Annotated in this window: 22 protein-coding genes; 16 read left to right on the forward strand and 6 right to left on the reverse strand. The window is 34.9% G+C overall.

Annotated elements, in window-relative coordinates:
• Nucleotides 1-11: 11 nt before the first annotated feature.
• The 5 genes from LNP04_RS01995 (at nucleotide 12) to LNP04_RS02020 (ending at nucleotide 4,341) form a co-directional block, all read left to right on the forward strand.
• Nucleotides 12-599, forward strand: coding sequence for a nucleosidase (locus tag LNP04_RS01995; RefSeq protein WP_229984919.1), 588 nt, complete (start codon nucleotides 12-14; stop codon nucleotides 597-599).
• Between the two features lie 48 nt (nucleotides 600-647).
• Nucleotides 648-1,883, forward strand: coding sequence for a MutS-related protein (locus LNP04_RS02000; protein WP_229984920.1), 1,236 nt, complete (start codon nucleotides 648-650; stop codon nucleotides 1,881-1,883).
• Between the two features lie 384 nt (nucleotides 1,884-2,267).
• On the forward strand, nucleotides 2,268-3,077 hold the full coding sequence (locus LNP04_RS02010; protein ID WP_229984921.1) for an SDR family oxidoreductase: 810 nt from the start codon (nucleotides 2,268-2,270) through the stop codon (nucleotides 3,075-3,077).
• A 12-nt stretch (nucleotides 3,078-3,089) separates the two neighbouring features.
• A complete protein-coding gene (locus LNP04_RS02015; RefSeq protein ID WP_229984922.1) occupies nucleotides 3,090-4,001 on the forward strand; it encodes an AraC family transcriptional regulator in 912 nt (303 codons plus the stop codon).
• A gap of 7 nt (nucleotides 4,002-4,008) precedes the next feature.
• Nucleotides 4,009-4,341 (forward strand): nuclear transport factor 2 family protein, encoded by a 333-nt coding sequence (locus tag LNP04_RS02020; protein ID WP_229984923.1) that lies wholly within the window; start codon nucleotides 4,009-4,011, stop codon nucleotides 4,339-4,341.
• Between the two features lie 52 nt (nucleotides 4,342-4,393).
• Here the strand turns inward: LNP04_RS02020 and LNP04_RS02025 are convergent, their stop codons facing one another.
• Complete coding sequence (locus tag LNP04_RS02025) at nucleotides 4,394-4,789, reverse strand: helix-turn-helix domain-containing protein (protein ID WP_229984924.1); 396 nt, start codon at nucleotides 4,787-4,789, stop codon at nucleotides 4,394-4,396.
• A gap of 125 nt (nucleotides 4,790-4,914) precedes the next feature.
• On the opposite strand from LNP04_RS02025, the gene LNP04_RS02030 reads away from it, so the two are divergent.
• The 5 genes from LNP04_RS02030 to LNP04_RS02050 all read left to right on the forward strand — a co-directional run bounded on the left by LNP04_RS02030 (nucleotide 4,915) and on the right by LNP04_RS02050 (nucleotide 8,598).
• On the forward strand, nucleotides 4,915-5,352 hold the full coding sequence (locus LNP04_RS02030) for a nuclear transport factor 2 family protein (RefSeq protein WP_229984925.1): 438 nt from the start codon (nucleotides 4,915-4,917) through the stop codon (nucleotides 5,350-5,352).
• A 122-nt stretch (nucleotides 5,353-5,474) separates the two neighbouring features.
• On the forward strand, nucleotides 5,475-6,353 hold the full coding sequence (locus tag LNP04_RS02035; RefSeq protein WP_229984926.1) for an AraC family transcriptional regulator: 879 nt from the start codon (nucleotides 5,475-5,477) through the stop codon (nucleotides 6,351-6,353).
• 85 nt (nucleotides 6,354-6,438) lie between these two features.
• The gene (locus LNP04_RS02040) at nucleotides 6,439-7,044 is read left to right on the forward strand and encodes a DapH/DapD/GlmU-related protein (protein WP_229984927.1); all 606 of its coding nucleotides are present in this window, start codon (nucleotides 6,439-6,441) and stop codon (nucleotides 7,042-7,044) included.
• A gap of 79 nt (nucleotides 7,045-7,123) precedes the next feature.
• Entirely contained in the window at nucleotides 7,124-7,537 is a 414-nt protein-coding gene (locus tag LNP04_RS02045) for a cupin domain-containing protein (RefSeq protein WP_229984928.1), read from the forward strand.
• A 2-nt stretch (nucleotides 7,538-7,539) separates the two neighbouring features.
• Entirely contained in the window at nucleotides 7,540-8,598 is a 1,059-nt protein-coding gene (locus tag LNP04_RS02050; protein WP_229984929.1) for an alpha/beta hydrolase, read from the forward strand.
• 526 nt (nucleotides 8,599-9,124) lie between these two features.
• Here the strand turns inward: LNP04_RS02050 and purF are convergent.
• The 5 genes from purF to LNP04_RS02075 form a co-directional block, all read right to left on the reverse strand.
• Nucleotides 9,125-10,624 carry an amidophosphoribosyltransferase gene (purF, locus tag LNP04_RS02055; RefSeq protein ID WP_229984930.1) on the reverse strand — a complete coding sequence of 500 codons (1,500 nt, stop codon included), beginning with the start codon at nucleotides 10,622-10,624 and terminating at the stop codon, nucleotides 9,125-9,127.
• 118 nt (nucleotides 10,625-10,742) lie between these two features.
• Nucleotides 10,743-11,465 (reverse strand): phosphoribosylaminoimidazolesuccinocarboxamide synthase, encoded by a 723-nt coding sequence (gene purC, locus LNP04_RS02060; protein ID WP_229984931.1) that lies wholly within the window; start codon nucleotides 11,463-11,465, stop codon nucleotides 10,743-10,745.
• Nucleotides 11,466-11,534: 69 nt separating this feature from the next.
• Complete coding sequence (locus LNP04_RS02065; RefSeq protein ID WP_229984932.1) at nucleotides 11,535-12,230, reverse strand: DUF3307 domain-containing protein; 696 nt, start codon at nucleotides 12,228-12,230, stop codon at nucleotides 11,535-11,537.
• Between the two features lies 1 nt (nucleotide 12,231).
• Complete coding sequence (locus LNP04_RS02070) at nucleotides 12,232-12,837, reverse strand: SatD family protein (RefSeq protein WP_229984933.1); 606 nt, start codon at nucleotides 12,835-12,837, stop codon at nucleotides 12,232-12,234.
• Between the two features lie 109 nt (nucleotides 12,838-12,946).
• Nucleotides 12,947-14,818 (reverse strand): endonuclease, encoded by a 1,872-nt coding sequence (locus LNP04_RS02075; protein WP_229984934.1) that lies wholly within the window; start codon nucleotides 14,816-14,818, stop codon nucleotides 12,947-12,949.
• A gap of 191 nt (nucleotides 14,819-15,009) precedes the next feature.
• Here LNP04_RS02075 and LNP04_RS02080 point away from each other — a divergent pair, with 191 nt between their 5' ends.
• From LNP04_RS02080 to LNP04_RS02105, 6 genes are all read left to right on the forward strand, one after another.
• A complete protein-coding gene (locus LNP04_RS02080; RefSeq protein ID WP_229984935.1) occupies nucleotides 15,010-16,149 on the forward strand; it encodes an acyl-CoA dehydrogenase family protein in 1,140 nt (379 codons plus the stop codon).
• 20 nt (nucleotides 16,150-16,169) lie between these two features.
• Nucleotides 16,170-16,667 carry a DinB family protein gene (locus LNP04_RS02085; RefSeq protein WP_229984936.1) on the forward strand — a complete coding sequence of 166 codons (498 nt, stop codon included), beginning with the start codon at nucleotides 16,170-16,172 and terminating at the stop codon, nucleotides 16,665-16,667.
• A gap of 194 nt (nucleotides 16,668-16,861) precedes the next feature.
• Nucleotides 16,862-19,789, forward strand: coding sequence for a reprolysin-like metallopeptidase (locus tag LNP04_RS02090; protein ID WP_229984937.1), 2,928 nt, complete (start codon nucleotides 16,862-16,864; stop codon nucleotides 19,787-19,789).
• 169 nt (nucleotides 19,790-19,958) lie between these two features.
• A complete protein-coding gene (locus tag LNP04_RS02095; protein ID WP_229984938.1) occupies nucleotides 19,959-20,426 on the forward strand; it encodes a nucleoside triphosphate pyrophosphohydrolase family protein in 468 nt (155 codons plus the stop codon).
• A 9-nt stretch (nucleotides 20,427-20,435) separates the two neighbouring features.
• The gene (locus LNP04_RS02100; protein ID WP_229984939.1) at nucleotides 20,436-21,008 is read left to right on the forward strand and encodes a thioredoxin family protein; all 573 of its coding nucleotides are present in this window, start codon (nucleotides 20,436-20,438) and stop codon (nucleotides 21,006-21,008) included.
• The gene (locus LNP04_RS02105; protein ID WP_229984940.1) at nucleotides 21,005-21,610 is read left to right on the forward strand and encodes a DUF4230 domain-containing protein; all 606 of its coding nucleotides are present in this window, start codon (nucleotides 21,005-21,007) and stop codon (nucleotides 21,608-21,610) included. The genes LNP04_RS02100 and LNP04_RS02105 overlap by 4 nt, the downstream gene beginning before the upstream one ends.
• The last annotated feature ends 9 nt before the right edge of the window (nucleotides 21,611-21,619 follow it).

The raw sequence follows: 21,619 nt of genomic DNA on the forward strand, positions 1-21,619 counted from the left end.
TCAATTTAAAAATGATAAAAATAAATAATCAAACAACGTTTACCGTTGAAGACACCCTCTTTGTTTTCGCTTTAGTATCTGAAGCAGGAAAAGCTTTTGATCACACTCAAAAACTCATCACCGGAATCGGAAAAGTAAGCGCAGCAATTGAACTTACCAAAGAAATCATCAGAAGAAAACCAAAGTTAATTGTGAATCTTGGCTCGGCAGGTGGAGTAGGTTTTCATAAAGGCGAGATTATCTGTTGCACGAAGTTTATCCAGCGAGATATGGATGCGCAGGGTTTAGGATTTAAAAAATTTGAAACACCGTTATCCAACATCCCGATTGTTCTAGAACATGGTTTAAAAATGGACGGCGTGGAAGAAGGAATTTGTGGCAGCGGCGACAGTTTTGAGATGAATCACATCAACACCGAATATAATGTCATCGACATGGAAGCGTATTCGTTGGCTTTCATTGCCATGCAGGAAAACATTCCTTTTCTATGTTTAAAATATATTTCTGATGATGCAGGAAGCGATGCTGCAGACGATTGGTCGGTTCAGGTTCTTTTAGCTTCAGAAGCGTTTAGAAAACTTTTGTTTGGTGAAAACTGAAAATTTTTAAATAGTTTTACAGTTAAAAAAAATAAACACAAATGATTAATGGAGAATATTGATGAATTAATTGCCCATTTCAATTTTACGCAAACCAGAAAATCAAAAAAATATCTCAACTTATTTTTTAGTAAAAAATCTTTCGACTTAAAACATACTTTGTATGTTCAGCAGAAGCTAAAGATGTTCATGGAAAATTTTCAGCTTTTAGAAACTTTTCATTTCAATGAGAATAAAGTCTCTTATATCCAGAAGTTTTTGGATGAGAATAATGCCGATCATTACACGCTTTTAAGCAGCATAAGATATCGTGAGTATTACAGAGAGACCAACAACAATATCAATTTATTTATAGAATTTTTTCACCGTTTTGGATTGATTCTAAGAAATTTTAAGAAAACAAATCTCCATTTAGACTACTGTAAAGAGATTGATACCACTATTGCATTTATCAATTCTCTGTCAGTCAATGAATGTTACGGTAAAGTATTAGATTTTAATCAGAGAAAAGCTCTTTTAACCCAATTAGAAAAGGAAACGAAAGATAAAAACAAAAGATTTGTAGCATTTTGGGACTTCTTTTATATGTTTGACGTCTATGTCAGTATATCTAAAGGAATAAGAGTTCATGATTTGGAATTTCCACATTTTAATACCAAAAATGAATTTACAATTAAAGATTTTTATCATTTAGATTTAAAAAGTTCCGTTAAAAATAACTTTGAAGTAAAGAATCAAAATACAGTTGTTTTCACCGGAGCCAATATGTCTGGAAAGTCTACTGCGATGAAGTCTCTAAGTACAATCGTATTGCTTGCTCATTTAGGAATTGCAGTTCCGTCGGCACATTGTAATATTCCATTTTATGAAAGCATCTTTTTACATTTTTCGGTAAATGATAATCTGAAAGAAGGATACAGTCTGTTTGCTCAGGAAATCATTAATTTGAAAAAAATTTTAATTGAATTAAAATCAAAAAACTGTTTTGTGGTTTTTGATGAAATATTCAGCGGAACCAATATCAATGACGCCTCGCAAATAACGGTAAAAACCATTAATGGCTTATCTAAATTTGAAAAATCAATGTTTATTTTTTCAACCCATTTGAATGTCATAGAAAACCATCTTACCAAACATAACAATATAAAAGTTTTACATCTGGAGTGTTTCTTGGAACAAAATGAATTGAAATTTACTTATCAATTAAAAGAGGGTTGGTCTAAGCTTGAAGTAGGAAATGTATTATTCGAACAATACGGTTTGAACGAACTTTTGGAAAGCTGATTTAAACTATGTTATCGTAAAAACTGATTTTTCATATTCCAAATGCGAAACTCCAACTTTCTCCTTAAACAGCCTCGTAAAATGCTGCAGATATTTAAATCCCAAATCATAAGCCACCTGACTGATTGATTTGCGATATCAAAAATCTTCTCTTTCGCCACATCAATCACCTTTGACTGTATGTATTGATGAGCCGTTTTTCCGGTTTCTTTTTTAATCAGATCACTAAAATAATTCTTTGCGACTTCTAAAGTAAAATATTTTTATAGTTTAAAACTAAATGAATGTTGTTTCGTCATTTCGGATACAACCAAACTCATTTTGGCAACATTTCCCTCACTGCGTCTGCGGACATTTGTATTATAAAATTTAAATAAAATTACAATGCAAAAAACAATTTTCATTACAGGCGCATCATCAGGATTAGGAAAAGCGACAGCCAAATTATTTCAGTCAAACGGCTGGAAAGTTATCGCAACAATGCGAAATCCTCAAAACGAAACCGAACTTTCCCAATTGGAAAATGTAACCTTGCTTCCGCTGGATGTCACCAATCTGGAGCAGATTCAGGATACGGTAAAAAAGGCAATTGAATTTCATACGATTGATGTGGTTTTTAACAATGCAGGTTATGGTTTGATTGGAGCTTTGGAAGCGTTGACAGACGAACAAATCGTAAAACAGCTGGATACCAATCTACTCGGAGTAATCCGCGTGACGCAGGCTTTTATTCCTTATTTCAGAAAGAACAGAAACGGATTATTTATCACAACGACTTCGATTGGCGGACTTCTGACTTTCCCACTGGATTCGCTTTATCACGCTACAAAATGGGCGTTGGAAGGCTGGAGCGAAAGTATGTCTTTTGAATTGGCTTTGCATAATGTTGGCATCAAAACTATTGCGCCGGGCGGAATTAAAACTAATTTTGCAGGAGAATCATTAGCCGTTGCCAACCATCCGGCTTATGAAGAAGGAATGCAGAAATTATTTGAATTAATGAATCCGGATAATTTCGAACCGGTAGAATGGATTGCAGATGTGGTTTATGAAGCGGCGACAGACGGGAAAAACCAATTGCGATATGTGACGGGAGAATTTGCGAACCAGTTGTACAATCGTCGTTTGAAAATCGGTTCCGAAGCTGCAGTTCAGGAGATGAAACAGATGGCATTTGGAGATTTAATCAATTAAAAAAATTAAGAAATGAATAATCCGATAAAAGTAGATTCCATATCTCAGCTTCACGAGATGCTGGGTTTTGGGAAGCCTGTTCACCCTTTGATTAGCATTAATGACAACACGAATATGATTGTTGACGATCATCTTTTGAACCAGCATTTTCTGTTCAATTTCTACAAGATTTCTTACAAAAAAACACTGAAAGGCAAAATTGGTTATGGGCAGGGCTATTATGATTTTGACGAAGGCGGAATGGTTTTTACTGCGCCTAATCAACTCATTTCCACGAGCGCCGATGATATGGAATATGAAGGTTTGACTTTGCTCATTCATCCCGACTTTTTTAGAAATTATTCATTAGCTACCCGTATTAAAAGCTTTGGATTCTTTTCATATTCTGCAAACGAAGCTTTATTTCTATCAGACAAAGAAAAGCAAACGATATTTTCAGTTTTTGATAATATTAAGGAAGAATTGAATAATACGATTGATGATTTCAGCCAGGATGTTATTCTTTCTCACATCGAGGTTTTGCTCAATTACAGCAACCGTTTTTACAAGCGCCAATTCATTACCAGAAAAGCAGTGAACAACGATTTGCTTTCGAAAATTGAGGAACTTTTAAATGTCTATTTTGATAAAGAAAGCGGATTGAATCAAGGTTTGCCAACCGTTGAGTTTCTCGCAACCGAACTCAGTCTTTCTCCACGATATTTAAGTGATATGCTTCGGTCTTTGACGGGGCAAAATGCTCAACAGCTCATCCACGAAAAACTGATCGAAAAAGCAAAAGATTATCTCACGACGACCCAACTTTCAGTAGCAGAAATCGCTTACCAATTGGGTTTTGAGCATTCGCAGTCTTTCAATAAGTTATTTAAAAATAAGACCAATCAGACGCCTGTACAATTCAAGCAAGGTTTTTATCATAACTAAATTTAAAATGAATATAGAAACATTTATCAAAGATTGGATTGCAGTCAGCAACAATTATAACACCGAAAAATATTTGGAATTTTACAAAGAAAATGCGGTTTTGGACGACCCTTCAGTCGGAAGAAAATTTATCGGTCACGATGGAATCAAAGATTATTTTGTGAGCTATTTTATAGGATACAAAACTCAGACTGAATTGAGGAAATTAGATATTAAAGAAAATTCGGCTTACTTGGAAGTAGAATTTACAGGAGAATTTCCGGAGGGTGAAATTGGCGGAAGCTTTGATTTTATTTTTAAAGATGATAAGATTGAATTTGTAAAAGCAGATTTGATTTGAAAAATAAAACCTTCTTGATTTTAAATTAAGAAGGTTTTTTAATGCTTAATTATTATTTTTTAGAGTTTTCTGAACCCATTTCGGCTTTTACTTTTTCCCGATGCTGCATTCCCCATTTTGTCATTGCACCCACAACTTCTTCGAGCGTGTGGCTGTAGGGTAGAAGTTCGTATTCTATACTTACGGGATAACCATTTTCTACTTTTTTGATGATAAAACCATTAATTTCCAGTTCCTTCAATTCACTGGAAAGTACTCTTGCAGAAATTCCGCTGACTTGTCTTTGGATTTCTGTAAAACGCTTGTTTCCTCTTGCCATTGCGATGATAATCATCAGTTTCCATTTGCCACCTATGGCGTATAATGCATCCGAAACTGCCATTAAAACCTTATGGCAATCTTCGGTGAATGCCTTGTTATCTGTTTGATTTTCTTTTGATTCTGCCATAGCTTTGGTTTATGTTAGTCGCTAACCTTTAGGTAACAACTAATAAAATGTAAGCAAATATAGTATAATTTTGTTCAAGAATAATTACAGAAAGTAATTGTAAAATTTAATTAAACAACAAAATTATGACATTAGAAATTTTAAAAAACAAGCAAGATTTGAGAGACTTAATTGACGATTATGCCTACCTGAGTGATGAGTGGAGAATCTCGGAAGTGATGGATTTATTTACGCCTGACGTTACCTATAAAGTCTATATGAATGGTGCTTTGGTAGCCGATGTTTCGGGTAGAGAAAAAATGGAAACCGATTTTAATCTGCACGCTTCACAAGTAAAAACCTATTTCACATTGAATGGTCAGCATACCACAAAAATTGATGGTGAAACAGCGACAGGCGTTTCTTTTTCTCAGATTAAAATGATTCGTGAAGCTGACGGAAAGGATGTTTTAACAGATTACAGTGTGAAGTATGATGACCAATATGTTTTTCAAAATGGCAAATGGCTGATTAAAGACAGAATCGGATATTTTGTGATGATTGAGTCGAGAACTATTTCGTAAAATTTAAATTTAACAACATTTAAAGCGGTAGAATTTTTTGTTTCGGCAGAGAATTCTATTGGCGTTTTAATATTTAGATTAATTTTAAAATAAGATAAGTTTGAATTTCTTAATTTTGTAAGATGAAAGAGAAGGTTACACGAGTTCTGTCTGAGTTTAATAATGAACTGAAACTTCAGGGATTTAAGGCATTTCAAATTGAAAATGACAGTAATGAAACGCGTACTTACAGCAGAAAAGAATTCTATAAAATCTGCCTGACCACAGGGAAAAGTAAAATTCATTATTCTGATAAAACTTATGAACAAGAAGGGACGATTCTCTTTTTTGGCAATCCGCATATTCCTTACTCCTGGGAAACAATTTCTACAACTTATGTAGGTTACACAATCCTTTTTTCTGAAGAATTCTTTAAAAATTCTGAACGTTCGGAGAGCCTTCAACAGTCGTCATTTTTTAAAATTGGTGGAACTCCTGTTTTGAAAATTACAGAAGAGCAAAGGATTTTCCTTAATACCATTTTTCAGAAAATGATAATGGAGCAGGAAAGTGATTATGTATTTAAAGATGAATTGATTAGGAATTACATCAGTCTCATCATTCACGAATCTCTGAAGATGGAACCATCGGAAAATTACGAGCAAAATAAAAATGCATCGTCCAGACTAACTTCTGTTTTTCTGGAATTATTGGAAAGACAATTTCCGATTGAAACCACTGCAAACCCGCTCCAGTTAAGAACCGCTCAACATTACGCTCAGCATTTGAATGTTCACATCAATTATCTGAATCGAGCCGTAAAAGAAGTTACCGGAAAATCTACGACTTCGCATATTACCGAAAGAATCATTACAGAAGCAAAAGCACTTTTGCAGCACACCGACTGGAGTATTTCCGAAATCGCTTATGCGCTGGGTTTCGAATATCCAACTTATTTTAATAATTTCTTTAAAAAACAAACAAGAACCAATCCCAAAGCTTTTCGACTGACGGAAGTTTGATTTTCTTAACTTTTGGTTTGATATTCTTTAACGGCTTGCTTGTAAGTCGCAATACCTTTGTATCTGATCATCAAATCAATTTAAAATGTCAGATTCACAACCTATTTCAAATCCGGAATCTTTTCAAAAAGATATTTTCGAAAGGCTTTTAAACGGCGAAACTATCTTTCCAAACGATACGCAAATAGACAGATTGCGAGAGGAAGCTTTTGCTGTAAAAGTTTTGCTTAATCAGATGAATAATTCTTTAAATCCTGATGAGATTACAAAGTTATTATCACAAATTTTAGACAAAGAAATTCAGGATGTTGCCGTATTTACGCCACTTTACATCAATTACGGAAAGCATATCAACATCGGTAAAAATGTCTTCATCAATTTTGATTGTACCTTTCTTGCATTGGGCGGAATTACGATTGAGGACGATGTTTTAATTGGTCCGAAAGTCAATCTCATCACAGAAAACCACCCATTGAATCCCAAAGAAAGAAAAGGACTGATTGCCAAACCAATTTTAATCAAAAAAAATGCCTGGATTGGTGCTAATGCAACAATTTTACCTGGTTTAACGATTGGTGAAAATGCAGTGGTCGCTGCAGGAGCAGTCGTTTCAAAAGATGTTCCTGATAATATGATTGTGGGTGGAATTCCTGCTAAAATTATTAAAGAAATTACTAATGATTCAATTTAAATTTAATTATAAAACAGTTTTGCTATTCACTCTTTTGACTGTAGCAAACTTATCGTGTAACTCTAAAAATCAAGAAAAAATGGACAAAGAAAATACATCTCTTTTCCCGAAAGGAGAAAAATTACCCAATGACTGGTTTACAGGCAACGCTTTTTTATCGCCTTTGGTCGCAAAGGATAAAAACAACGAGTTTTCTGCGGGAGCGGTGACTTTTGAAATGGGAGCAAGAACCAATTGGCATACCCATCCGAAAGGTCAGGTTTTAATTGTGACCGAAGGTTCGGGATTTTATCAGGAAAAAGGACAACCTGCAAGAGCTATCAGAAAGGGCGATGTCATCAATATTCCCGAAAATGTGGAGCATTGGCACGGCGCATCTGCAAAGACTTCGATGACGCATATTGCTATTACCAATTTTAAAGACGATGTGCAGGTTACCTGGCTTCAACCCGTGTCGGATGTAGAATTTAATGAAGTTAACAACCAAAAATAATAATGAAAAGACTCACATTAATAATTGCTGCGACTTTATTGTCTTTAGGGCAAATATCAGCGCAGAAGAAACAGAAATCTTCCAATCAAAATTCAGAAAAAATGAATACATCGAAAGAACATTATACATTTAAGATTAGTGAAAAAGTAACCCGTCAAAAAGCAAGTTTCAAAAACCGTTACGGAATTACACTTTCTGGTGATTTATATCTTCCAAAAAATGCTGGAAATAATTTATCGGCAATTGCAATCAGCGGACCTTTTGGAGCAGTGCAACAGCAGTCTTCAGGTTTGTACGCCAATCAAATGGCAGAACGAGGTTTTGTTGTTTTGGCGTTTGATCCATCTTACACAGGAGAAAGTGGAGGAGAACCAAGAAATTTAGCTTCTCCGGAAATTAACACAGAAGATTTCAGCGCTGCCGTTGATTTTTTGGGACTTCAAAAAAATGTTGACAGAAATAAAATTGGAATCATCGGAATTTGCGGATTGGGAGGATTCGCATTGAACGCAACTGCAGTTGACAAACGAGTAAAAGCCGTTGCGACAACAAGCTTATACGATATGACAAGAGTGATGTCAAAAGGTTATAACGATTCTGTAACGGCTGATCAAAGAACCAAAACTTTGGAAGATTTAGGTCAGCAACGTTGGAAAGATGCCGAAAATGGAAAACCGACAGACGGACCAAGAAATTTACCTGAAAGTTTGAAAGGCAATGAACCTCAGTTTGTAAAAGAATATTTCGATTATTACAGAACACCACGCGGCTTTCACGTTAATTCTGTGAACTCTAACGGAGCTTGGTTAATTACCAATCCGATAGCATTTATGAATATGCCGATTTTGACTTATATAAAAGAAATTTCCCCAAGACCAATGCTTTTGATTGCCGGAGAAAATGCACACTCAAGATATTTCAGTGAAGATATTTTTAAAGCTGCCAATGAACCGAAAGAATTAATGATCATTCCAAATGCGGTTCACGTGGATTTATATGATATAGCGGATGTGATTCCTTTTGATAAACTGGAAAGTTTTTTCAGAGCAAATTTGAAATAATTTAAATTAAATATTCGAAAAGTTTATTTGTGTTTTGCAGGTAAACTTTTTTTTCTTTAAATGCAATCAATAAAAATAAAGTCAACAACAAAAAAATATCAAAATTGAAAATGCTGTAGATTTGTTTATAAGAATAATTTCCAAAGAAAAATAAAATAATTGATTCTCAGCGATTAGGAAAATTGAAAATTAAGACAAATTATTTTATTAAAATTTTTTGCAAGTTTCATAATAGAAAATTTATTTATAAAACTGAATGAATGATAAGATTAAAATTTTAAATATTAAAAATCTAATAAAGTTTAAAAATTTAGATTTTCAAAAAACATTATTTTTAACTGTAATTCAGATAGATACGAATCTTGAAAAACATCCTATTTAACATAATATAAATTATAAGACTTTTTGATTTAGAGTGGAATAGTGGCATTAGGATATTTTATACTTGTAAACTGACACTTTTCTAAAAATAAAAAGTATACTGAAAACCATTCAGTATACTTTTTATTGCTATGAATTATTAATCTTAATTAAACAATTCTATTTCTTCTCCTTTTGCAACAGGATATTCTTCAGTGAAACATCCAAAACAATGGTTTGAAGAACCTAAAATTATTTTTAAGTTCTCTGTACTCAAAAATTCTAAAGAATCTACTCCTAAATAATCTCTCAACTGTTCAGTCGACATATTTGCAGAAATCAAATCATCTTTCGATGGCGTATCAATTCCTAAATAACAAGGTGCAATAATTGGCGGAGAAACACTTCTGAAGTGAATTTCCTTTACACCAGCTTCTTTTAAAATTTTTACCAATCTTTTAGAAGTCGTTCCACGAACGATTGAATCATCGATGATTACGACTCTTTTTCCTTTAATCTCAGAAATAATCGGGTTTAGTTTTAAGTTAACTACTCTTTCTCTCATTTCCTGAGTCGGTACGATGAAACTTCTTCCGATGTATCTGTTTTTAATCAAAACCGGACGGAAAGGAATTCCAGAAGCCTTAGAAAAACCAATCGCAGCCGGAACTCCAGAGTCTGGAACTCCAATCACGATATCTGCTTCTACAGGAGCTTGCTCCCAGATTTTCTCACCAGACTTTTCTCTGATCTCGTACACATTGATATTCTGTAAGGTAGAATCGGGTCTTGCAAAATAAATATATTCAAAAGAACAGATTCTTTGCTTTCCTCTTTCTTCATTCACCATGTAAGAATTCAGTTTTCCGGGCTCGTTTTCGTTGGTGTAGATGATTTCTCCCGGAAGAATATCTCTCACATATTGAGCGCCAACAGCGTCTAAAGCTACAGATTCTGAAGCAACTACATACGTTTTTTCGTCCACTGCACCTAAAACCAAAGGTCTGATTCCGTTGAAATCTCTGAATGCAAAGAATTTATTTCTCGTCATTCCTACAACAGAATATGCGCCTTCTATTTTCTCCATTGTCGCTTTAATCGCTCCACGAAGACCTAGATCAAGATTTTTTTGAATTAATCTTAAAATAACCTCAGAATCTGAAGTGGCTCTGAAAACAACGCCTTCAGCTTCCAATTCTGTTTTTAATTCTCTCGCATTGGTTAAGTTACCGTTGTGAGCGATAGAAAGTATAATCTGATCATATTCGTTTTTGGCGAAAAATGGCTGAAAATTATACTTCTTTTTGTCTCCTGCAGTCGTGTAACGGGTGTGACCGATTGCAGAATTTCCCATAAAAGTTTCAGGATCCTGGATCTCTTTATAAACATCCAAAACCAAACCTTCATCTTTCATATTGGTGATTTTCCCGTCTTTCAAAACGGAAATTCCACACGCTTCCTGACCTCTGTGCTGAAGTGCAAAAAGCCCGAACTGTGAAAGAGAAAACGTATCGAGATCATTATCAGAATACATTCCGAAGATGCCGCACTCCTCATTGGGAGCATCCAGTCTTTCTTCTTCCTGCGTTCTGAAAAGATTTCTTCCGTAGGTCTGAGTTTCAAACTGTTTTAAATATTCACTTTTATGAATGTCTAAACTTTTCATTTCTATTTTTTCTAAATTTTGATGATGGAAGCTGGGAGCTTGAAGTCTGAAGTTTACAACTAAACTTTTAATTTTTGCCGATAAACTTCCAGCATCCAACTTCTGGCTTCTAGCCTAATTACTTACCTAGTAAAGTTTTCAGTCTGTTATAGATCTCAACATAAGCTTCAGTTACTTCACCAAGATCTCTTCTGAATCTGTCTTTATCCAGCTTCTTCATCGTGTCTTTGTCCCAAAGTCTGCAAGTATCAGGAGAAATTTCGTCTGCTAAAATGATTTCGCCGTCAGAAGTTTTACCTAATTCAATTTTGAAATCAACTAAGATGATATTCATTTTGTCGAATAAATCGATCAAAATTTCATTAATATCAGAAGTCAATTCATACATTTCGTCAAGCTCTTCGTACGTAGCTGCTCCTAAGAAAACTGCGTGATGATCGTTGATAAGCGGATCTCCCAATTCGTCTTTTTTGTAGCAGATATCGAAGATTGTTACCGGAGATTTAATTCCTTCTTCAACACCTAATCTTTGTGCCATGCTTCCCGCAGAATAGTTTCTTACCACCATTTCCAAAGGAATAATAGATACTTTTTTTACCAATTGTTCTCTTTCGTCCAATTGTTTAATGAAATGAGTTTTAATCCCTTTTTCATTTAAATATTCAAAAATAAGAGTGGTGATGGCGTTATTCATTTCACCTTTCAAATCTACTGATCCTCTTTTTTGAGCGTTAAATGCTGTAGCATCGTCCTTGAAACGTACTACTACTTCGTCAGGATTATCGGTAGCAAATACCTGTTTTGCTTTACCTTCATACAACATTTCTTTCTTTTGACTCATAATTTTTACTTTTTTTAAAAGGAATTCGCGAATCTACGACTTCCGTTTCTGCATTAGATTTATATTATTTTACTTAATTAAAATTCCTGTTAAAACTGCCATTCCAAAACTTAGCAATGTACCAATGAGCACATATTCTGTCAGTTTTCTTTGTTTTGCCTGTGCAAGATCGCTGAATCTGAAAACAGATTTTGCTGCGACCATAAAGCCTACGCCTTCCCAATGGTTCACCATGATAAAAGTGAAAACCAAAAGACGTTCTAAGATTCCTATATATTTTCCGGCGCTTGATAAAGATTCGGTTTGTAAACTGGTTTGTGTCTCCGGAGCGGGCGTCCATGAAGACAGTAAAGTTCTAATAATAATTGATGCAGGACTTGATAAAAACAATGCTGCTACAATTATTTTTAAAGTATTTTGATCTTTTAAAAACTTAAAATTAAATTCATTAAAATAAAGAGAAACTCCCGCAATCACTGCAATATGCAAAAACTGATCGATGAAAAACCATCTTTTTTTAGTTTTAATATTCTGAAAATAAAGCTTTGCGGAATCGATGATTAAATGTGAAATTCCCACCAATGCTGCAACCCACCATAATTCAAGATTCCAAAGAAAAATAAAACTTAACACAGTGTGAACCAGAACGTGAAGGTACAAATATTTGCTCTTCAGTTTTCTGTTTTCTTTATCTGAAACCCAAGAATTTGGCTGAAGAATAAAATCTCCGAGTAGATGTGCCAATATGAGTTGAGTAAATATCATGTTAAAGGTCTGAAATTTTCTTTCTAAAATATTGATTGGTTTCTACGATCAATTCGTAGTTCGCACGCTTCAGCCTTTGGCTGATTGATGATTGTGATATCGTAAATTTCTTTGCAAGATCTTCTTGTGTGATGTCATTATTCATGATCATTTCGTGGATGATTTCGGCTGTTGCCATCGTCCAGCTGTCAAAATCTTTTGAAGACCATTTAAGCAAAATATTGAGATCACGATCTAAAGAATCGTTGGAAGTTCTGATAGAAACGGTGTGTCCGTCACTTTTAAGATCATTCAATAATCTCCCGGAATTTACATAAGCTGTACCGTTGGATTCCGTAATTTTTTCGGATGAAAAATTTTCTTCACCGATGCCTATTGCAATTCTTACGTCTAAATTTTCCTGACTTCTGATAAGAGATTTGATGGCGAGAAAACGCCAGAACACGTCATCTATACTGCACTTGAACTGAAACTCGTCTCCTCTGTATATTTCCCATGTTTGTGGAGCACTTCCCCACTTTTCAAGAAGATTTTTTAGTTTGGTAATCCAAACTTCAGTGTCTGCATGTTGCGAATTAATAATATCACCAGTGATGACCGCTATCATTCTGCAAATATAAGCATAAATACTTATATGTAAAAATTATAAGCAGATACACTTATAGATATTAATTATTAGTGAATCTGCTTATATCAATGTTACAATATTTTTAATTTTATTTCTTAATAAACGGATAGACTTTACCATCTAATTTAAGCAGATAATTTCCTGACTGTAAATTTCCTACAGAAATATTTTCTTTGTTTTTAAAAGGTTTTTTCTCTGTGAAAATTAATTTCCCTGAAAAATCTAGAATTTGTGCATCATCAATTTTTCGCAGATTTCCTTTTACATAAATATAATCACGAACCGGATTTGGATAAATTTTAAATTCTTCAGTAGCAGCATATAGGTCTTCTGAAGTAGAAAGCCCACCTAAATTTTGGCAGTAGTTTGCTGCATAAGAGTCCCAATCTCCACTGCTGAAAGTTGTACTTGGCTGTGTTACGGTAGACTTTCTGTATAAAGAAAGATTTGCATTATTGTTTTGTACAGCCTTCATTCCAATGGCATCTACAGTTGAAGATTTGTGTGCTAATTCTACATATTGAGTTCCCGAAAAATTCAAAGCATCACCCGCTGTCAGGAAATCTGCTTCATTATTTGGTACGCAGGAAAGTGTCGCTTTTGGATTGAGGATGATGAAAGTTTCATTATTTGCAATTTTCCCCTCTAATTCAAAACTATTTCCAAAATAATAAGTAGGTGTTGGAGGGTTGCTGTTGTAAAACTGAACTCTGATACTATAGTTATTTAAATCAACTTCATGTCCCGTTTTGTTTACAATTTCTATTGCTTTGTTATCATCTGTTCCTTCAATGTATTTGGTGACAAAAAGATCTCTAGAATTCGTGTCTGTAGCTAAAGTTGATACCGAAGTTGTATTGCTGTCAGCTGATTGTAAGTAAGCATTGTCATATGCACGCACCGTGAATGAATATGAGGTTGAAGGATTTAAATGATCAATGATAATTGAGGTTGATTTTGTGGTAGTCAGATACGTTCCATTTTGATAAATGTTATATCCGATAACGTCAGTGCTGGTACTCGGCGACCATGTTAAATTTGTAAAATAGGCTCCTGTCTGCGTAGAGTTTAAATTCAAAGGCGCTTGCGGAACAATAGCATCCGGAGTTTGCGTCCATATAGTATTTACCCATTGAGGATTGTCGACAAAAGGATTTCTGTTTTTCTGAATATTATATACGGCATTATTTCGGTCTATTTCTCTTTGCGAAACAGGATCTTGTTGATGCCACTGCAATAACATGGTGATGTACGCAGGATCAAAAGCACGTTCTGCTGTTCCGTCAAATGCAGAGCGGTCGATTGCCGGATTAATGTTGGTTGAATAGTTAAATGAAGGTAATTTATCTTCATATCTTACTGCAAAATACAGCAACATTCTTGCAATATCACCTTTAAACTCATTAATGGGTTCGTACACTCTATTGGTATATACGTAATTCGGAATTGCACTGTTAGCAATTTTAGATGTGTTTGTAAAAGAGTAATGAATTGTAGAATTTCCTATACCATAAGGATAATTATTACGTAGCTGATTTATTCTTGCATCAGTAGGAATCACAAAATGTAAATCAGAATACATAGGATAATTACTGTTAAATGTACTCTGAGGAATTGCGTGTTCCCTATTGTATCCCAAGCCTTCTGCTCCTGAAGAACTGATTAAGTTTGCAGATGTATACTCATAAGAATCTGGTCCCAAAGGAATTTCTGAGTAAATATCTAATAAAAAATTAGTATTACTTGCACCATGGTCATAATACTTATCTAGATCTGTTTGGTTATAATGGTTGGGCAAATCACTATAATGCCAGTTTACATTATTTGCCGAGATGATTTCATGTACTTTACTTTTCAAGGTATATCCTGTCAAGCCTGTAGTTCCATCATAATATCCTGCAGGAATTTGTGCAAAAGTAAATGATGAAATTAAAAATATAGGAAGTATTTTTTTTTTCATTCTCTTAAAATTGGATGGCTAAATTAGTAAAATATTGTAATTTGGTGTATTGAACTTCATTAATAATATGTTAATTTATACAATATAAAAAACTGATAAATAAAACATTAGACGAAAAATATTGAGGTGATAATAATTTTTTTTCGTATTTCCGCAATTTAAGTATCTTTGGGCACTAACTATTATCTAATATGAATACAGAAACTATCAACAACATTAAAATGATAGCTGAAACAGCAAAAGAATTTGCTGAGAAAAATATCAGACCCAACATTATGGAATGGGACGAAAGTCAGACTTTTCCTAAAGAATTATTTCATCAATTAGGTGATATGGGTTTCATGGGAATTGTAATTCCTGAACAATACGGTGGTTCTGGTCTTGGTTATCATGAGTATGTGACTATTTTGGATGAGATTTCTCAGGTAGATCCTTCAATCGGACTTTCTGTAGCAGCTCACAACTCTCTTTGTACCAATCATATTTATGAGTTTGGAAACGAAGAGCAAAGAATGAAATGGCTTCCTCAATTAGCTACCGGAAAAGTAATCGGAGCTTGGGGATTGACAGAGCATAACACAGGATCTGATTCTGGCGGAATGTCTACAACTGCTGTTAAAGATGGTGACGAATGGGTAATTAACGGAGCTAAAAACTTCATCACTCACGCAATTTCAGGTGACATCGCTGTTGTGATGACGAGAACCGGTGAAATTGGAGCTAAAAATAATTCAACCGCTTTCGTTCTTGAAAAAGGAATGGCTGGGTTTACTTCTGGTAAAAAAGAAAATAAATTAGGAATGCGTGCTTCAGAAACTGCAGAACTTATTTTTGATAATGTTCGTGTACCAGATTCTCACCGTTTGGGAGAAGTTGGTGAAGGTTTCAAACAGGCAATGAAAATATTAGATGGTGGTAGAATTTCTATCGCGGCTTTAAGTCTAGGAACTGCAAGAGGAGCTTATAAAGCTGCTTTAAAATACGCTCAGGAAAGAAAACAGTTTGGGAAAGCAATTTCTGAATTCCAGGCAATTAATTTTATGCTTGCAGATATGGCTACAGAAATTGATGCTGCTGAATTGTTGATTCAAAGAGCCTCTACATTGAAAAATGCCAAACAAAAAATGACTAAAGAAGGAGCAATGGCAAAATTATACGCATCTGAAGCTTGTGTAAGAATTTCAAACAATGCTGTTCAGGTTTTTGGAGGTTACGGTTATACAAAAGATTTCCCTGCTGAGAAATTCTACAGAGATTCTAAACTTTGTACCATTGGAGAAGGAACTTCTGAGATCCAAAGACTGGTGATCGGTAGAGAAATCACAAAGTAAATTATTTTAAAACACATACAATGATCAAAAAAACATTATTAGACGAATTTTTGCATGAAGCAGAAAGCACAAGAAAACTGTTAAAAGCAATTCCGGACAGTGCTTTGGATTTTAAACCATCTGAAATCAACTGGACTACAGCTGAGTTGGCTTCTCATATCTCCGAAGTTTATAATTGGTATGACGTTACTTTCAATCAAGACGTTTTGGATATGGGCAAATACCAATACGACAAAGGTGATATTTCTAAGGCAGAAAATATTGTAGCAAAGTTCGAAGAGAATGTTGCGAATGCACAGCAAGCTATAGAAAAATGGGACGAAAATACAATGATGAATGAATGGAAAATGGAAATGGACGGAAATTCAATCTTTCCTCCCATGCCAAAAATTCAGGTAATTCGTTCGTTTTTGTACAACCATCTGTATCATCACAGAGGTGAACTCATTGTTTACCTAAGATCTACAGGAAATAAAGTTCCTGGTATGTACGGCCCTACAGCTGACGAAAAATTTTAGAAATTTAGATCAATAACATTATTAATTATAGTACTCGCATTTTGCGAGTACTTTTTTTTGATATAAGTTTTTAACAATATTTGATGTATTGCATAATGATTTAAGTTAAATATCTAAAATTTTCTTAAAAATTTTTGTTTTTCGTAATAAAATTTTTATTAGCTTTGATATTCCACAATCAAAATGTTATTTATATGAAAAAACAACTATTGGTGATCGGAATGCTGGCATCAAGCATTGCTTTCGCTCAGACCGACCGACTTTGGTCTGAAGGTTCTTCAAAAACAAACTCAGAAGTTTTAGAAAACAAAACAAACATCCTTAATCCTAAAATTTATCAGCTTGATATCAACGGATTAAAAAACGCCCTTGCTAATGCTCCAAAAAGATTAGCGGCGGGAGCAAAATCAGAAATTATTATTTCATTCCCCAACTCTGACGGAAAATTAGAAAACTTTAAAGTAAGAGAAAATTCAAATTTTGATCCTCAGCTTGCGGCAAAATATCCGGATATTAAATCTTACGTGGGTGAAGGTCTTGAGGATCCTAATTCTACAGTTTATTTCAGCATTTCACCTTTAGGATTATCTTCAATGGAAATCTATGGTGACAAATCGGCTGTTTTTATCGAGCCCTATACCAAAGATCTTTCGACTTATGTAGTTTATAAAAAATCTGATAAAAAAGATAATTTAAATAATTTTGAATGCACCGTTATCGATGTTGCTCAAAAAGGAATCAGCAGCACTACTCTTGCGGCAAGGCCAAACGCTGATGATGCTAAATTAAGAACATTCCGTCTGGCGCTTTCTTCAACAGGAGAATACACAACATATTTCGGAGGAACCAAAGCTCTCGCTTTAGCGGCGATGAATAATACAATGACCCGCGTAAACGGTGTTTTTGAAAAAGATTTTGCAGCACGAATGGTTTTGATTGCCAATAATGATGCGGTAATTTATACAAGCGCATCTTCAGATCCCTATTCTGCTGCTGCGCAAATGAGCAATTGGAATTCTCAGCTTCAGTCAACTTTAACTTCAGTTATTGGTGAGGCAAATTATGATGTTGGACACTTATTTGGAGCTTCTGGCGGCGGCGGAAATGCAGGCTGTATCGGTTGTGTTTGTGTAAACGGTTCTAAAGGTAGCGGGTACACCTCTCCATCAGACGGAATTCCTTCCGGTGATAATTTCGATATTGATTATGTTGCTCATGAATTAGGACATCAGTTTGGAGGAAATCACACTTTTTCTCATGCAAATGAAGGAACCGGGGTTAATATGGAACCGGGATCAGGATCAACCATTATGGGGTATGCAGGAATTACCAATCAGGACATTCAGCCACATTCAGATTCTTTCTTTCATGCGATAAGTATTCAACAGATTACGAATAATATAAAAGCTAAAACCTGTCCGGTAAGCACTTCTACAGGAAATTCAATTCCAACAGCAGATGCAGGATTAGATTATACCATTCCGAAAAGTACACCGTTTATGCTTACGGGAACAGGAACTGATGCAAATGGAGATTCGCTCACTTATATCTGGGAACAAGTTGATAATGCTTCATCTTCTCAGACAGGTACAAGTTCTGCAGCAAGTGCTACCAAAGCTACCGGACCAACTTTCAGATCTTGGACGCCAAGTACAACTCCTGTGAGGTATTTTCCGAGAATGGCTTCTGTTTTGGCTGGTGCAACGACAACGGCTGGTGCTGAGATCAATGTGGAAGCACTTTCTTCTGTAGCAAGAACCTTAAATTTCAGATTTACAGTGCGAGATAACAGAGCCGGAGGTTCAGGAAATAATTCTGACGATGCAAGAGTCACTGTCAACTCTACTGCCGGTCCTTTCATCATTACTTCACAAGGTACATCAACAACTTATACGGGTGGAAGTTCTCAAAACGTTACTTGGAATGTTGCAGGAACCACTGCTAACGGCGTTAACGCTGCCAATGTAGATATTTTATGGTCAACAAATTCAGGGACAACTTGGACTACTTTGTTGGCAGGAACTCCGAATGACGGTTCTCAGGCGGTTGTAATACCGAATGTTTCGACAACGACAGGAAGAATTATGGTGAAAGGAAGTAATCATATTTTCTTTGATGTCAATAATGCTAATATTTCAGTCAATGCAGGATCAGGAAGCACCGATACGATCGCCCCTACAGCTCCTACTCTTTCAGCTTCAGGAACAACTTCTACAAGCACCAATCTTTCATGGTCTGGCGCAACAGATGCTGTAGGTGTTACTGGTTATGATGTTTATCAAGGATCATCGTTGATTGGAAATACGGCTTCCACGAATTATACGGTTACAAGTTTAACACCTTCTACAACGTATAGTTTTACGGTACGAGCTAAGGATGCAGCAGGAAATGTTTCTACAGCAAGCAATACTGCAACCGTTACTACTCTTGCGGGAAGCACCGTTACTTATTGTTCGGCAACTGCAACAAATACTGCAGATGAAAGAATTGGAAATGTAAAATTCGGTACTATCAATAATACTTCAACAGGAACTGCCGGATATGAAAACTTCACTTCTATTTCTACGAATGTAACTCGTGGAACTGCGAATACAATTTCTATCACTCCAGTTTGGACTTCAACTAAATACAATGAAGCCTACGCTGTTTATATCGATTATAACAAAGATGGTGATTTCACAGACAGCGGAGAATTGGTTTGGACAAAAACAGGTTCACAAACTACTCCTGTAACAGGTTCAATCACGATTCCTTCAACAGCAACTTTAGGAAGCACGAGAATGAGAGTAATGATGCAGTACAATTCTGTTCCTTCATCATCTTGCGGATCTTACACTTATGGGCAGGTTGAAGATTATACTTTAAATATTCTTTCATCAGGAAGAGGAAATGATTTTGATGTCAAAAATGTATTGACTGATATTAAATTATACCCAAATCCTGTAAGAGACATTTTAAATATTTCAAATACGAATGCAGAAGATTATAAAATCTTCGATATGGGTGGAAAACTAATCAACTCAGGAAAACTCGAAAAAGGCACAGTGAATGTAAGCAGCCTTACCGCAGGAGCATACACGATCCAGATTGGAGAAATCTCAAAAAGATTTATCAAAAATTAACCATTGAAAAATTAAACGTGGAAAAGATCGCCTGAAAATGGCGGTCTTTTTTTATGGGCAATGAGTAATAAGTAATTTCACATCTAACATCTAACATCTAACATCTAATATCTAACTTCTAAAATAATTTTCCCAAAATCACTATATTTGCTTTAAATTTAAAAATTTCATGGATAAAATTGACAGTCTGAACCAAGTAGCAGAATTCCACACCACTTTCAAAGCTCCGATTTTGGAGACTCCACAAATTCCTTCTCAGGAAAGATGTAATCTTAGAGTTGAGCTTTTACAGGAAGAATTAAATGAATTAAAACAAGCAATTGAAGATAAAAATTTAGTAGAAATTGCTGATGCGTTATGCGATTTGCAATATGTTTTGAGCGGTGCTGTTTTAGAATTTGGGCTTGGTGATAAATTTGTTGAATTATTTAATGAAGTTCAGCGTTCAAATATGTCTAAAGCTTGTGATAATGAAGAGCAGGCAAACGAAACAGTAGAATTTTACGCAGCAAAAGAGGTTGAATCTTTCTATGAAAAATCCGGAGAAAAATTCAATGTATACAGAAAAGCAGATCACAAAGTTTTGAAAAACAAATACTACTCTCCTGCTGATTTAAAAACAATCATTGAAAATTAAGATATTAAGATGAAGAAAATTATTACCAAAATATTGGCAGTTTCAATGATTTCATTGGCTGTTCAGGAGTTTAGCGCTCAGAAAGTTGTGGTCAATCGTGAGGTGGAAACGACAAACGATGGCAAAATGCTCTTGGGAAACCAATTGAAAGAGCAGTTTGTAAAAGAACCTTATTCTGAATGGTATACCAAAGAATTCAACGAGTATGCTTTAGATCAAAAAGCTGTTGGGGAACTAAAGAAAAACAAAATCAATTCGTACAATCTGATTGTTTTCATGGGAACATGGTGCGAAGATTCTCACAGAGATTTCCCAAGATTGATGAAGATTTTGGAAGAAGTAAAATATCCGGACAGCCGATTGACGATCATTGCGGTTAACCGTAAGAAAGAATCTCCTACCGGCGACGAATCAAAATATAACATCCAAAAAGTTCCAACCATCATCGTTGAAAAATATGGCAAGGAAATTGGAAGAATTATTGAAATGCCGACTTCAGGTTATATCGAAAGAGATCTTGTAGAAATCTTAAAGAAAGATGATAAGTCGGTGATCAAAGAAATATTTAAAAAAGAAAATTGAGAAATTTAAAACTTGTTCTTCCATTTGTTGCGGGAATTCTCCTGATGCTGATTCTGTTTTTCAGTTTCAGATCTTGCTTAAAAGTTAGTGAGAAAACCGAGAAATCTGATTATTATATTTTGACCAATCAAATCTCGAAAATGAATAAAATGGTCGTTCTGGAGCAGGATTTCTCTGCGATGCAGAAAACCAAATTCGGCTACGAATTTTTTGGGAAAGAAATGACAAGCAATAGCATTATTACCTACACTAAAACCAATGCGCAGGTTTCCTATGATTTAAATAAAATGAAAATGGAAGTCGATTCTGTGAATAAAAAACTGATTATCACAGATCTTCCTAATGCGGATATCAGAATTACTCCAAGTGTAGAAATTCAGTCATTGGATGATTCTTTTATCAACAGAATTTCCGAAAAAGATATTAAAACTGTTCAGCAAAAGGCGAAACAAACGGCAATCAATTCTGTAGATCAAAACAAACTGAGAAGTGAAGGCAAACAACAATTGATGGAAAATCTGAACAATATTTTCGTTTTGGCAAAGGCTTTGAACTATACGATAGAAGACAAAACCGGACAACTCGGTGTTCTTGGACTTTAAAAAATCAAA

The sequence above is a fragment of the Chryseobacterium sp. C-71 genome (assembly GCF_020911865.1).
Taxonomy (GTDB): Bacteria; Bacteroidota; Bacteroidia; order Flavobacteriales; family Weeksellaceae; genus Chryseobacterium.

What these genes read in the sequence shown, in the direction of transcription:
- LNP04_RS02040 (WP_229984927.1), top strand. Translation starts at nt 6,439, where the DNA reads ATGTCAGATTCACAACCTATTTCAAATCCGGAATCTTTTCAAAAAGAT.
- LNP04_RS02080 (WP_229984935.1), top strand. Translation starts at nt 15,010, where the DNA reads ATGAATACAGAAACTATCAACAACATTAAAATGATAGCTGAAACAGCA.
- LNP04_RS02015 (WP_229984922.1), top strand. Translation starts at nt 3,090, where the DNA reads ATGAATAATCCGATAAAAGTAGATTCCATATCTCAGCTTCACGAGATG.
- LNP04_RS02030 (WP_229984925.1), top strand. Translation starts at nt 4,915, where the DNA reads ATGACATTAGAAATTTTAAAAAACAAGCAAGATTTGAGAGACTTAATT.
- LNP04_RS02085 (WP_229984936.1), top strand. Translation starts at nt 16,170, where the DNA reads ATGATCAAAAAAACATTATTAGACGAATTTTTGCATGAAGCAGAAAGC.
- LNP04_RS02065 (WP_229984932.1), bottom strand. Translation starts at nt 12,230, where the DNA reads ATGATATTTACTCAACTCATATTGGCACATCTACTCGGAGATTTTATT.
- LNP04_RS02045 (WP_229984928.1), top strand. Translation starts at nt 7,124, where the DNA reads ATGGACAAAGAAAATACATCTCTTTTCCCGAAAGGAGAAAAATTACCC.
- LNP04_RS02050 (WP_229984929.1), top strand. Translation starts at nt 7,540, where the DNA reads ATGAAAAGACTCACATTAATAATTGCTGCGACTTTATTGTCTTTAGGG.
- purC (WP_229984931.1), bottom strand. Translation starts at nt 11,465, where the DNA reads ATGAGTCAAAAGAAAGAAATGTTGTATGAAGGTAAAGCAAAACAGGTA.
- LNP04_RS02025 (WP_229984924.1), bottom strand. Translation starts at nt 4,789, where the DNA reads ATGGCAGAATCAAAAGAAAATCAAACAGATAACAAGGCATTCACCGAA.
- LNP04_RS02100 (WP_229984939.1), top strand. Translation starts at nt 20,436, where the DNA reads ATGAAGAAAATTATTACCAAAATATTGGCAGTTTCAATGATTTCATTG.
- LNP04_RS02075 (WP_229984934.1), bottom strand. Translation starts at nt 14,818, where the DNA reads ATGAAAAAAAAAATACTTCCTATATTTTTAATTTCATCATTTACTTTT.
- LNP04_RS02095 (WP_229984938.1), top strand. Translation starts at nt 19,959, where the DNA reads ATGGATAAAATTGACAGTCTGAACCAAGTAGCAGAATTCCACACCACT.
- LNP04_RS02000 (WP_229984920.1), top strand. Translation starts at nt 648, where the DNA reads ATGGAGAATATTGATGAATTAATTGCCCATTTCAATTTTACGCAAACC.
- LNP04_RS02070 (WP_229984933.1), bottom strand. Translation starts at nt 12,837, where the DNA reads ATGATAGCGGTCATCACTGGTGATATTATTAATTCGCAACATGCAGAC.
- LNP04_RS02090 (WP_229984937.1), top strand. Translation starts at nt 16,862, where the DNA reads ATGAAAAAACAACTATTGGTGATCGGAATGCTGGCATCAAGCATTGCT.
- LNP04_RS02010 (WP_229984921.1), top strand. Translation starts at nt 2,268, where the DNA reads ATGCAAAAAACAATTTTCATTACAGGCGCATCATCAGGATTAGGAAAA.
- LNP04_RS02020 (WP_229984923.1), top strand. Translation starts at nt 4,009, where the DNA reads ATGAATATAGAAACATTTATCAAAGATTGGATTGCAGTCAGCAACAAT.
- LNP04_RS02035 (WP_229984926.1), top strand. Translation starts at nt 5,475, where the DNA reads ATGAAAGAGAAGGTTACACGAGTTCTGTCTGAGTTTAATAATGAACTG.
- purF (WP_229984930.1), bottom strand. Translation starts at nt 10,624, where the DNA reads ATGAAAAGTTTAGACATTCATAAAAGTGAATATTTAAAACAGTTTGAA.
- LNP04_RS01995 (WP_229984919.1), top strand. Translation starts at nt 12, where the DNA reads ATGATAAAAATAAATAATCAAACAACGTTTACCGTTGAAGACACCCTC.